This window comes from Mesorhizobium sp. USDA 4775 (assembly GCF_054062655.1).
This window is the reverse complement of the sequence record NZ_JBSSFM010000002.1, coordinates 225,969-238,417: the sequence shown is the minus strand read 5'-3', so window position 1 is coordinate 238,417 and position 12,449 is coordinate 225,969. Positions and strand designations below refer to the sequence as shown.

11 protein-coding genes and 1 pseudogene are annotated in these 12,449 nt (G+C 60.9%); 6 read left to right on the top strand and 6 right to left on the bottom strand.

From position 1 onward, the window contains the following. The first annotated feature begins 10 nt into the window (after window positions 1-10). The 6 genes from ACVILI_RS33035 (at window position 11) to ACVILI_RS33010 (ending at window position 7,277) form a co-directional block, all read left to right on the top strand. Window positions 11-340 (top strand): ferredoxin, encoded by a 330-nt coding sequence (locus tag ACVILI_RS33035; RefSeq protein WP_338100942.1) that lies wholly within the window; start codon window positions 11-13, stop codon window positions 338-340. Continuing rightward, on the top strand, window positions 303-941 hold the full coding sequence (locus tag ACVILI_RS33030) for a nuclear transport factor 2 family protein (protein ID WP_240565367.1): 639 nt from the start codon (window positions 303-305) through the stop codon (window positions 939-941). The genes ACVILI_RS33035 and ACVILI_RS33030 overlap by 38 nt, the downstream gene beginning before the upstream one ends. Window positions 942-1,260: 319 nt before the next feature. Next, entirely contained in the window at window positions 1,261-2,856 is a 1,596-nt protein-coding gene (locus ACVILI_RS33025; protein ID WP_240565366.1) for an SDR family oxidoreductase, read from the top strand. Between the two features lie 268 nt (window positions 2,857-3,124). Beyond that, window positions 3,125-4,177, top strand: coding sequence for an LLM class flavin-dependent oxidoreductase (locus ACVILI_RS33020; protein WP_038654993.1), 1,053 nt, complete (start codon window positions 3,125-3,127; stop codon window positions 4,175-4,177). 571 nt (window positions 4,178-4,748) lie between these two features. Continuing rightward, window positions 4,749-6,971 (top strand): Ulp1 family isopeptidase, encoded by a 2,223-nt coding sequence (locus ACVILI_RS33015; RefSeq protein WP_240565487.1) that lies wholly within the window; start codon window positions 4,749-4,751, stop codon window positions 6,969-6,971. Between the two features lie 39 nt (window positions 6,972-7,010). Then, window positions 7,011-7,277 (top strand): hypothetical protein, encoded by a 267-nt coding sequence (locus ACVILI_RS33010; RefSeq protein ID WP_143019600.1) that lies wholly within the window; start codon window positions 7,011-7,013, stop codon window positions 7,275-7,277. A gap of 27 nt (window positions 7,278-7,304) precedes the next feature. Here ACVILI_RS33010 and ACVILI_RS33005 read toward each other — a convergent pair whose 3' ends face one another. The 6 genes and pseudogenes from ACVILI_RS33005 to ACVILI_RS32980 form a co-directional block, all read right to left on the bottom strand. Next, window positions 7,305-8,021 carry an IS6 family transposase gene (locus tag ACVILI_RS33005; protein ID WP_457102790.1) on the bottom strand — a complete coding sequence of 239 codons (717 nt, stop codon included), beginning with the start codon at window positions 8,019-8,021 and terminating at the stop codon, window positions 7,305-7,307. Between the two features lie 161 nt (window positions 8,022-8,182). After that, window positions 8,183-9,076 (bottom strand): alpha/beta hydrolase, encoded by an 894-nt coding sequence (locus ACVILI_RS33000; protein WP_038644994.1) that lies wholly within the window; start codon window positions 9,074-9,076, stop codon window positions 8,183-8,185. Window positions 9,077-9,112: 36 nt separating this feature from the next. Beyond that, window positions 9,113-10,213: an NAD(P)-dependent alcohol dehydrogenase gene (locus tag ACVILI_RS32995; protein ID WP_038644992.1), complete on the bottom strand. Its 1,101-nt coding sequence runs from the start codon at window positions 10,211-10,213 to the stop codon at window positions 9,113-9,115. A 67-nt stretch (window positions 10,214-10,280) separates the two neighbouring features. Beyond that, entirely contained in the window at window positions 10,281-11,753 is a 1,473-nt protein-coding gene (locus ACVILI_RS32990) for a benzaldehyde dehydrogenase (RefSeq protein WP_038644990.1), read from the bottom strand. Window positions 11,754-12,091: 338 nt separating this feature from the next. Next, window positions 12,092-12,268 (bottom strand): annotated as a pseudogene (locus tag ACVILI_RS32985) (IS6 family transposase); the annotation flags it as partial. After that, window positions 12,268-12,393 carry a hypothetical protein gene (locus ACVILI_RS32980; RefSeq protein WP_276315588.1) on the bottom strand — a complete coding sequence of 42 codons (126 nt, stop codon included), beginning with the start codon at window positions 12,391-12,393 and terminating at the stop codon, window positions 12,268-12,270. The pseudogene ACVILI_RS32985 and the gene ACVILI_RS32980, both read right to left, overlap by 1 nt. Between the last annotated feature and the right edge of the window lie 56 nt (window positions 12,394-12,449).

The window sequence follows — 12,449 nt, the reverse complement described above, 5'->3', positions numbered from 1 at the left end:
GGGCACAGACGTGGGAGTAGCCGTGCGCATTATCGTTCACAAAGCCAGGTGCCAGGGTCATGCGCGATGCTGGGCGCGAGCGCCGGCAGTCTTCAAGCTGGATGAGGCGGGCTACATCCTACCCGGTGACATTGATATTGCGGATGGGGAGCAACTGCTTGCGGCAGATGGGGTGCGATCTTGCCCCGAACTAGCTAGCGCTGGAAATAGACGATCCGCCTGCTGCGCGCCTAGTAGCCGAGGCCAGGCGCAAACGGAAGACTGCGCTCCCGGAACACCTCAGCGCCACGGAATTTGCGACTATGGACCAAGCAACATTTACCGAACTACTCGACCGTGAGGCGATCCGCGACTGCCTCTATCGGTACTGCCGCGGGATAGACCGCGCCGATGCGGCAGCGCTGCGTAGCGCCTACTGGCCTGATGCACATGACAATCACGGGGCCTATTGCGGTTCGGCAGAGGGCTTCATCCGGTTTGCGCTCGGTGTCTTCAAGACCGGACCGCGCAACATCCATCAGATCACGAACATCCTTGTCGAATTCATCAACCCGGCAGAGGCAGCAGTCGAGAGCTATTTCACCGCGCTGCAACGCGGACCGGACAAAGACGGAGAAATGCGCCAGATGCTGCTAAGCGGGCGCTACTGCGATCTCTTTCAAAAGAGGGCAGGCGAGTGGCGGATTGCCGAACGGACCGTCGTCTACGATTGGCTCGAGGAGCAGATCCCAGCGGCGGTGCTTGAGGCAGAACGGTTCGGCCTGCGACAGCCGATCGGAGCACCGTATCCGAACGATCCAGTCTACACGATCGGAAAGCGTCGCGTTGCTTCTCGCGATAACGCGTTCACAGCTTCTGAACGGGACAACCACATCGGTGGGACGACAATTTATGACAACTCTGCTACGCCACAGCAGCCTTGGCGACGCCCTGCACGGTAAAGATGCGGCCGGCAGGGTAGCCTTTCTGCCCCGCGACAGCGTGACCGTGACAGCGCTCTGCTCTGAGGCCACGAGCGTGGCGAGGCCGGTCTACATCGATTTGCTGGACTTTGGCAGAGCCGCTCATCGAGGCAAGCGCCTGTGCTCGAGGCGTCGCTCACCACATTCGGCTATCCAACCGAGAGTTGGACCGCAGCCCACGCGGACGACGTCTGGGAACGCAAGCGACCGGCACCAGCACAGGTGCTCTACCGCGGCACACCATTCGGCCGCACGACGTCGAGGGCAGAGATTCCCGAGACTCCTGCAGAAAGTTCCCATGAAGCATGCAGGATGGGTCGTCATCATAACAGGTGCCGCGGGCGGGATCGGCCGTGCCCTGGTCGATGTTCTTGCCGGAGATCGAGACACTATTGTTGCGGTGGACCTTCCGGGGAGCGGCGTGGTTGAACTGGCCTGCGATCTCGGCGAGCCGCACTTTGGCCTTGAGTGCGATGTCTCACGAGAGGAAGATATCGTTGCGCTTTATGGCCGGGTCGAAGCACAGTTCGGGCAGATCGGCGTCCTCATCAACAACGCCGGAGTGGGACCCACTATGGCTGCCACTGTCGACACCGATGTCGACGCCTTCCGACGCGGCCTGGCAGTAAACCTGATTGGGCCGTTCCTCATGGCGCGCGAGGCGGCGAGGCGCATGAGGCCGGGAGGTGCCATCGTCAACGTCGCTTCGATGTCAGGCGTGGCCAGCAATCCCAAGCGCAATGCCTACGCAGCCTCGAAAGCGGGCCTGATCTCGTTGACGAAGTCGCTTGCATGCGAGTGGGCTTCTCGCGGCATCCGCGTGTCGGCGGTAGCGCCGGGCTGCGTGCGCTCGCCTATGATTGCAGAGCTGGAACGAGCAGGCAAAATGAACCTCTCGGCGATGCGCCGTCGGGTGCCAATGGGACGCATGGCTCGCCCCGAGGAGATCGCCCGGGCTGTGCATTTTCTGGCCAGCGCGAAGGCAGGCTACGTCACTGGATCGGTTCTAGTGGTCGACGGCGGCTGGATGTCATTCGACCAACCCGGGGACGCCAGCCCTGAGGTGGAAGGGTTCCCCAGAACAGAACTTTCCTCTCTGGCCGAACGCACCGACGCGCGAGTCGTGCTCGTCACAGGTGGCGCCAACGGTATAGGCGCCGCTGTTGCTGTCCGTTTTGCCGCGAACGGTGACACCGTCGATCGCCGACAAAGATACCGCCGCAGCGACACTCCTGGCTGCATTGCTCGGCGGCAAGAACATAGCGAAATCCGTGGATGTGGAATCGAGAGCGAGGTGGTGGCGCTGTTTGAGGAGCTGCGGGGGCGCTTCGAGCGTCTTGATATCCTTGTCAATGGTGCTTCTGTCGACACTTTTGTGGCGGGCATCGAACAATTGCCTGCAGAGATCGAACATGTCCAGCATGTTAATCTCACCGGCGCCTTCACTTGCGCGCGTGAAGCGATCAAGATGATGCGCCCCGGCGGGGTGATCCTCAACCTAGGATCGATCAACAGCTTTCTGCCCTTCGCGCCGCGTCATGCCTATGGCGCCTCGAAGGCGGGGATGGATATGCTGATCCGCTGCATGGCGGCCGAACTGGGGCCCGTCGGCGTTTGCACTGCCACTGTCGCTCCTGGCTATATCCGCACGCCTGCCATTAGCGAGTTGGCGAAGGCCCGCCGCATCGATACGAAAGCGATCGGACGCCGAATCCCCTTGGGTAGGATGGGACGGCCGGAAGATGTTGCAGATGCTGCTTTTTTCCTAGCTTCGTCCGACGCCTCATCCATCAACGGCTCGATCCTCTATGTGGACGGCGGCTGGACCGCGTTCGGTGACGCAGGAAACGCCAGCCAACTCTACGACGAATGCTTTGCGCAGGCGGCTGTTTGAACATCGACCATTCGCCAGGCGACCGGGTGCTGTTCATGAAAGCGGAGACCCTTGGCTTGGGACGCGCCCGCAGCGCCGCCCCAATCGAAGATGTCGGCGGGGCAACGTCCCTCGGCACGGGGACAAGCTCTGGGGCGTGCCCGCAACTGCGGATCACAAAACCGCTTATCGCAAACTATGCCCCTGCCAGGCGCCCGATCCGAGACAATCGGTGTCTCGGACGAGCGCATTTCCAAATCCGCCAACCAGCAGCAAACAAGGAAACACAGTGGAATTCGCCACCTTCATCCTGGCCGCCCAACGTGGCTATCATCAATCACCCGACATCGTCATCCGAAACTCCATCGAACAGGCCATCGTTTCGGAGCAGGCCGGCTTCGGCACAGCCTGGTTCGCAGAACACCACTTCAACAACTACAGCCTGATCCCGTCGCCGTTGATGATGGTGGCCCACTGCGCCGGCGTGACGAGCACCATTCGCCTCGGCACTGCCATCTGCGTGCTGCCGCTCTACAAACCGCAGCGTCTGCTCTCCGAGATCGGCTTCGCCGATATCCTTGCGAACGGTCGCCTGGAACTCGGCGTCGGCTCTGGATACCAACAGTTCGAGTTCGAGCGCTTCGGCGTCAATATCGATGAGGCGCCGGCCATCTTTTCGGAACACCTCGACATCCTTCTGAAAGGTCTCAACCAGAACATCTTCGAGCACGATGGCCACTATGAGAAAATACCCCCGACGGCGATTTCAGTACCCACCGTCCAGAGGCCGACCCCGCCGATCTGGATGGCCGGCGGCCCGGCCCGCATGAAACGGGCCTACCGCGAGGGACACAATTTCTTTGTCACGGCATTCCACGACGGCCTGGAGACTTTGAGCACGTTGCGCGGAGCGATCAAGGAGGTGGCGGCTTCCGAGGACAGGAATGTCACCGCCGCCAGGATATCGCTGCTGCGTTGCTGCTACGCCAGCGATGACGGGGAGGAGATCAAGAGCTATCTCGACAACGCCCGCTTCCAGCGCCGCCTGTCCGAGGCGCTGCATCAGCGCCGCCAGCAGAGCCACGACGGCTACCTGCTGCAGGAAACGCCCACCCAGCAGGATCTGTCCTTCGAGGCAATGCGCAACAATATGCCGATCGGCAGCGTGAATCGCGTGATTGATCGCTTGCTGGAAGAGATCGATATTCTGAAACCGGATCAGATCGCAATCCAGACCCAGTTGGGGGATTTCGACCAAAGGACAATGCTGCGCCAGATCGAACTCTGGGGAGACAAGATCATTCCCGCGATCAACAAGGCGCTGGGTCATGCGCGCGTTTGAATTCACAAGGGGTCGAACTTCGTGCCGCTTCTTTTTCGTTCCACTCGGCATAGACGCACGGTTCAATGGCAGGCTCATGAATGGAACTTGGTGTGCTTTCGATGAGAGGCGCTTCCGTCACCTGGACGGCCCCAAATGAGGTTCCCCACTGGGGATGTCACATTAACTCAGTAAAGAGCTTTTTCCATCGCGCCGCGCCGATTCTTGACGCCCTAACCCTTTGATTTCTTTTGCCCGAAACTTTTCCGCTTGACGAGTAGATAGTAGTATTTCTCGTTAATGTGACATCCCCGCTTAGTTCAATCCGCACTCCACAGGCCGTTAAGTTGACGATGCCCCATGTCCCGATTGAATGATTGAATATGAATTGCGCATGACGGCGGCGCGACCGATAGGCGCTAGAGTACTTTCTGGATCCGCGACCCTGTCTGGATCCCCGACCGGAGAGACCGCTATGGACAATACTGGCCGGGCATGGCCCGACTTCGCTTCCGAACAAAATGATCCCAACGCCGATATATACCCTTGGGTCGCGAGTTTGACAGGGATAGGGGGGACAACGGACGATTACATGCAGCAGTACCGTGAGCAACAACTGGGCCTGGAGCGGCAGCTGAGCGAGTTGAACCTAGGCGGCTCCGCTGCTGATGCAGGCAATGGTGCGATTCGGCGCACGTCCATTGGGGGGTCAATGCGGATGCCGCGGCAGCCTTCCCTGCGGGACAACCAGATCAGCAGCGCGCGCCACAGCATAGACACCTCTTACGCAGCCTCGAGCCACTCGCGCTCCAGGCATTCGGCCGTTTCGTCGGAGGCTTATTCCTCCTTCTCGGACGAGCCGGCAATCGCCCCCCCCCAGCGGAAAAAAAGCGGGGGATTGAAATCGTTGCTGAAAACGGTGAAGAAGGCCTTCGTTCCAAGCAGCGGCAAGAAGACGTCGAACGACGAGATGCACCAGCCGGAGGTTGTCAAGACGACGTATCGCGCCGATTACGTCAAGCGCAGCCGCCCGGCCGCGGAGGCTCACACGATCACCCCCGACGAGCACCTATTTTCCCTGCTGAGAGAGGCACTGGACGAGGCCAGGGCGACAAACTCCGCCGTCTCTGAGTCCTCTACCGTCGGGAAGTGGGTAGCCGCCCTGCGCAAGTTCAGCGTCTGGCTTCAGGCCCGCAGCTTAACGGTGGCCAGCCTCGTTGATGACCCTGGTCAGTTGACTGCTCTTGCGGAGACGTTTGCGAAGGAGGTTGGCGACCCAAAGCGCGGCGTGGGGGTCGCCGTGGAGGTCGTGCTGGATTGGCGCGCCGGAATCCACCCAGCCCTTTTTCGCGCTCCTCCTTATCCCGAAGACAAGGATCTCCTCGAGCAGTTCGCGACCGAGGGCTACGATTCCCTAAACGGGAATGCACCGGCACTTAGGCAGTTTTCTGCGTGGCTCAAAAAATTTAGGAGGCCATCCATCGCTTCTCGGTATCAAGCCGAATCGATCAACGACGACCTTCAAGAGTACGGGGCACAATACGCTGCCGCCCACGCCAGGGTCCGCACGGGGCTGTCTGATCTCCGGAGGCTCGCGCCAGGCGGTCAAGTGCGGCCCCGCGTCAGAAACCAGCTTCGGACTTACCAGCAACGCCTTGAGAACGCTGCGCGGGGAATGCACCCGCCTGAGCGGTCGGGTTGGCCGCAACAATCGGGCCAGTCTCCAGTGGACAGTTACGATCAAGACGCAATTCATGACGCTGCGGATCAAGCCGGAGGGCGGCCACCTGAGGGGTGGGACCGCTCGTGGGCGTCGCAGTCGGGTTGGCCGCAAGAATCTAGCCAGTCTCCAGCGGACAGTTACAATGAGGTAATGCAAGGATCCGGGCCACCACCATCGGCTGCAAGGCCTCGGTCGTCACACATCTACAGCGGGCTTGGATCTCTGGTTGATTTGCCGTCCACACCGCACGAGCTGCGCGATGATGCTCACTCTGCGCCGGCGTGGGCCGGCCCACCGTCCTTTGCCGGTCCATCAACTCCCCAGCCGCCTGAGATTGGATACCTATTTGGTGGCTGGCGACACCGCTCCCAACGGGCCTCAAGCACTGTGATCGGCATCCTGGAGAACAACGGGCTCGCGCCAAGCCGGTTCGCTCCACAGACACGCTTCTTGATCCACAGTCACCTTTACACGGCCGAGCGGTCGGACGGGAGTGTTCATCTCACCCATCACCCCCCTGTAGGTTGGCTCGGGGACGATCAATGGCTGAACAGCGACCACATCATAGAGGACTACAGGCTCCTGGAGCGCGACTTGCGGGCGACCTATCCGGTTCTGGCCGCTCGGACGCGCCTCGTGGATCCCCTCGTAGCCCAGCATCTGCGGGACAACCCCCACGACAACAACCACTGGGAGGGGATCTTGCGCGGAAGGGAGCCAGCCGACTTCCTGTTCATGCCAGTGAACGATGCCCATGCTTTTGATCCTAATCGCCGCGGCCGGCATTGGTCGCTGCTGCTCGTTGATCGCAGGAATCAACAACACCCGGTTGCCTATCACTACGACTCCTCGGGGGGGCACAACCACGCCGTTGCAGCAGCGCTCGCAACAAGGGTTGGCGCCACCACCCTGGTCCGAGCCTCCATGACCCAGCAGGAAAACGGTTTTGATTGCGGCGTCTTCCTGCTGGACGCGACGCGGGCACTGGTTGGACGATTGGCACAAAGACGGCCGGAGCGGGAGCACCTTAATAACCTCAATGGCCTCGCTGCCAATCGGCGGGCACTCCAGGACCGGCTGCAACCACCCTGATCGGCACCGATCTGGGAGTGAGGCTTTGGTTCATTCGGCGTGAACGCGCGCGATTTGGCGCCATGCTTGCATGGCAGTTGCTTGCAGTTCTCGATGGTGGGTGGATGGAATATGGGCCTGTCGCAAATTTTCTTAGTTAACCGTCTGTTGACGCTCGCCGGAGAAATTCTCGCTTCGAATTTGTGGAGCGAGCCTGTGATTCTGAATACCATTGCCGAGAAGCTGAAGCTCCGGTCGAAAGATGATTTCAAAGGGCGACATTTCGGGTTTTGTTGCAACGGCACTGTAAAGTTATCAGCGGATTGATGCAGCGATAGCTGGCCGGGACGGCTGTCACGCTGCGGCGAGACACGCGATTTTGTTCCAGATTTGCATGGCGGCGTTACGCAGGTCTCGATGTTGAGCCGATGACAGCGTATTGCGGGGAAAGTGGAACAGGTTGGCAATCGGATCATGAATGGAAACGAACCGCTGAAGCTGGCGTGCCGACTTGAAGCGTTTCATGGTCCTTTCGCGTCGTCGGGTCGGCTGGTGCGAATTTTCCGCTCGATTATTGAGGCCTTTGTGCGACCGGTGTTCGACACCGGGCATGAGGTCGCGCCTGGCGGCATCATAGGACCGGAGCTTGTCGGTGATCATGACCCGTGGTGTCCGCCCTTGAGCCTTCAGCAACTTGCGCATCAGACGCTTTGCCGCCTTGGCATTTCGGCGGCTTTGCACCAGCACTTCGAGGACGAAGCCGTCCTGATCGACGGCACGCCAGAGCCACTGCTCCTTGCCATTGATGGCCACCACACATTCGTCGAGATGCCATTTGTCGCCCAGGCAGCCGGCTGACCGTCGCTTGATCTCCCGGGCGAAATGCCGCCCGAATTTCTCCGCCCAGCTTCGAATGGTCTGATGCGTGACGATGATGCCGCGGGCCGCCAACATGTCCTCAACCATGCGCAGGCTGAGCGGAAAGCGAAAGTAGAGCCATACCGCGTGCGCAATGATCTCGGCGGGAAAGCGGTGGCGACGATAAAGCGGATCACGAGCAACTTCTGACATGGCCCATGTTCGCACATCTTCATCAGCCGTCGGTTAACTTTACGCGCCATTCAGATCCATCTTCACCGCCTGCAAGCCATGGCAGAGTGGAAAGTCGTCACCGGGGGCAACTGACATCCGCCATACAGGCCTCAGCGCGGTCAGAGCCAGATAACGTGACATTACCCGGATCGCAGATGCTCGCGGAGAAAGCCGCCGGCTTCCTCGATTGATTGCATGCCCTCGTCGAGCATCGGCGCGAAGAGCTGCCAGGAATGCACCATGCCGTCGAAGATCTTGAGTTCGGCGCATACGCCCGCGGCCTTGAGCCGCTCGACGACTGTCACCGAATCGTCGCGCAGGATCTCCCAGGAACCGACCTGCACCAGCGTCGGCGGCAAGCCGGTAAAATCGCTGTAGAAAGGCGTCACCAGCTCCGACTTGCGATCGCCAGTGCCGACATAGACCATGTTGAAAAGTTCCATGAGCTGCGGCGTCAGAAGCGGCGCATCGGGTACGGAATGATGCGAAACGCCTTCGCCTGCGAAGTCGAGCGCGGGCGACATCAGCACCACCGCGCCGGGCTGCGGCAAGCCTTCCTTCTTCGCTCTGACGGCGACCGAAAGCGCGAGATTGCCGCCGGCGCTGTCCCCAGTCAGCGCGATCGCCCTCGGGTCACAACCTCGCGCCAATGCCCATTTGTAGACGGCGAGCGCATCGTCATGCGCAGCCGGTGCCGGATATTCAGGCGCCAGCCGATAGTCTGCTGCCAGCACCGCAGCACCCGATGTCCGGGCGAGATGGGTTGCGATCACCCGATGCGACCGGCTTGAGCCGAAGAAGAATCCGCCACCGTGATAGTAGATGACCAAGCTGCGCTCATCGGTCTCCTCCCGGCGGATCAGGTCGCCGCCGCATGGGCCGGCGAGCACCCGCTCGATCATCGAGCCATCGGCGATCGGCATCTGGGCATTGATGCCCTCGAACCACGCCCGCATCATGGCAGGCGTGGCATCCTCTGGCGGCGGGTTCTGGCTGCTGATATCAAGAATAAAATCGAGTTGGGCTTTCGACATGGTTTCCTCCCTGAAGTGTCGGATGGGATGGGCGGGCTACTGCATGCGCACGATCGGCTTGATGGTCTTGCCGCTCTCGGAATCGTGGATCGCCTGGTTGATCTCGGCGAAGTCGTAGAACTTCACGAGCTTATCGAAAGGGAAGCGACCCTGTGCGTGTAGTGCGGCCAGCATGGGAATGAAGGTATCCGGATTGGACTCGCCCTCGACGATGCCCATCAGCCGGCGGCCGCCGCTCATGAAATGCACTTCGTCCAGTTTGATCTCTGTGCCCATGGCCGAGGCGCCAAGAATGCCGCAGGTTCCCATCGGCGCAAGTGCCATGACCGCGGCGCGGATGACGCTCGAGATCCCCGTCGTATCCAGTGCGAAATTGAGCCCATGGCCGGTGATCGCCATGGTCTCGGCTGTCGCATCTGTCTTGCCCGGATTGATCACATGCGTGGCACCGAGCTCCCGCGCCATGGCCAGCCGCTCGTCGTTCATGTCCACCGCAATGATGGTCGTCGCGCCCACCACTTTGGCTGCCATCAAGGCGGACAAGCCGACCGAACCCGAGCCGAACACGGCAAAGGACTTGCCGGCCGAGACCTTGAGTGCATTCATCACCGCGCCCGCACCGGTCTGGATGCCGCAGGCCAGCGGCCCGAGCAGTTCGAGCGGCGCCGTCTCCGGCACTTTGACGACATTGACTTCATGGCAGATGGAGTGGGTGGCGAAGGAGGACTGGCCGAAGAAGTTGCCGTGTATGCGCTCGCCGCCGGCCGAAAGCGCGCTCGTGCCGTCGGTGCGCGCGGCAAAGAAATTGCGCGGAAAGAACTCGTGGCAATAGCTGACATGATGGTCCTGGCAGCTCGGGCAATGGCCGCAGGAATTGAAGGTCATCACCACCTTGTCGCCGGCTTTGACTTTCGAAACGGCACGGCCGACCTTTTCGACCACGCCGGCGCCTTCATGGCCGAGCACGACGGGCAGCGGCGTCGGCAACATGCCATCACGCACGACGATATCGGTGTGGCAGACACCGGTGGCAACGACTTTCACGAGGATTTCATTGTCGCGGGGTTCCTCGATATCGATGGTTTCGAGGACGAGGTCGGCGCCCTCGGCGCGGGCAATCGCAGCTTTGATCTGCATGGCAGTCTCCGAAATGAAGGGAATAAGCGGATGCGGGCCTCGTCGCCCGCATCCATCGTAGGAATGATCAGAACGGATAGGGCGTCGCGGCGTCCTTGACGGAAATCCACTTCCAGGTGGTGAATTCCTCGATGTCGGCCGGCCCACCAATGCGGGTGCCGTTGCCGGATTTGCGCGGTCCGCCGAAGGGCGCGAAGGGACCGCCATTGACCGTCTGGTCATTGACATGGACCATGCCGACATCGAGTTCATCGGCGATCCTGAGAGCACGGCCGGTATCGGACGAGATCACGCCGGCCGCGAGGCCGTAATCGCTGTTGTTGGTGAGTTCGATCGCCTCTGCATCGGTCTTGAAGGTGGCGATGCAGGCCACCGGGCCGAAGATTTCTTCATCGAAAGCCCGCATGCCGGGTTTGACGCCGGCAAGCACGGTCGCGGCGTAGAAACGGCCGTCATGCGTGCCGCCGGCCAGGAGCTTTGCCCCTCTGGCCACGGCATCGTCGACGATCGCCTGGATACCGGCCACCTGACCGTCCGAGATGATCGGACCAAGCGCCACCTGATTGGTCGAGGGGTCGCCGGCCGGCAAATGGGCAGCTTTGACGACGAGTTTTTCGGTCAGCGCATCGGCGATCCTCTCGTCGGCCAGGATCAGGCCTGTCGCCATGCAGATCTGGCCCTGGTGCAGGAAAGCCCCCCAGGCCGAGTTCGAAGCGGCGACGTCGACATCGGCATCGTCGAGCACGATCAGCGAATTCTTGCCGCCGAGTTCCAGCTGCACTTTCTTGAAATGCCGGCCCGCGACCTCGGCGACCTTCGAGCCGCCTCTCGCAGATCCTGTAAAGGAGATCATCGCGATGTTGGGGTCGATGCACATGGCCTCGCCGGCATCGGCGCCACCCGGAACGACCTGCAGCACGCCTTTCGGCAGGCCGGCCTCCTCGAAGATGCGGGCGATGATGATGCCGCCGGAGATCGGCGTGCGCGGATCGGGCTTGTGGACCACGGCATTGCCGAAGGCGAGTGCCGCGGCAATCGAGCGCACGGAGAGGACAAGCGGAAAGTTGAACGGTGAGATGACGCCGACAACGCCATGCGGCACGCGCTTGGCATAGTTTGTCCGGTCGTCCATGGCCGGAATCATCATTCCCATCGGTGCCGTGGCCAGCGATGCGGCATGGCGGATGAACAGCGCACCATGTTCGATCTCGATGCCCGCCTTCGGATAGATCGATCCGGACTCACGCATGATCCAGGGGATGAGCTCCGCGCCGTTCTCTTCGAGCAGGTCCGCAGCCTTGGAAAGAATGCGCGCCCTGTCGGTCGGCAAGGTCTTCGCCCAGGCCTTCTGTGCGGCACGCGCCTCCGATGCGGCACGGGCAATATCGGCCGCGCCGCCGATACCAACCGAAGCGATTATCGCCCCGGTCGCCGGGTCGGTCACGTCCATGACGCCGGCGGCCGTCTTCTCCCAATCGGCAAAGAAGGCGCGCCCTTGCCAGCGCTCGCTATCGAGGAAATTCTGGTTCTGGATATTCATCGTGGTTCTCCTCAAAAATGTCGCTGGGCCGTCGGGAGGTACGGGCACAGCGTCGCCATCGCAAGCACTTTCGCCAACCTCGCTGGTTTGCTGTCACATGGGCGGTCTGCCGATGTCCCCTTGCCGCCTCCTCAAGCGGTTCGAGAACTACGCTGCAAAGGCCGTGCCAGAATTTCGGAGGGCATGCAGCACTTGCCGAGATGAGGCTGCAAGTAATTGATGATGCGTACTTTTTCATCGCGAGCGCGGGGATGACTCCACATCGGCGGCAAGGGCCTTGCAATGGCACTGTAAAGTTATCAGCGGATTGATGCAGCGATAGCTGGCCGGGACGGCTGTCACGCTGCGGCGAGACACGCGATTTTGTTCCAGATTTGCATGGCGGCGTTACGCAGGTCTCGATGTTGAGCCGATGACAGCGTATTGCGGGGAAAGTGGAACAGGTTGGCAATCGGATCATGAATGGAAACGAACCGCTGAAGCTGGCGTGCCGACTTGAAGCGTTGGTAGTGTCTCAGTTTGAAATTTGACCGCCGGCTTGATCGATAACGGAGAGGAGTTGTTTTGCGAGCATTGCCCGAATCATCTGCTCCATCTCGCTGATGTCCTCCCCGCCATTGCGCGCGGCCTCATCGGCCATTTCGAGGGCTTCAATGAGCGTTGGTGCATGGATCCTTTGTCAACGGTTTGGCGATA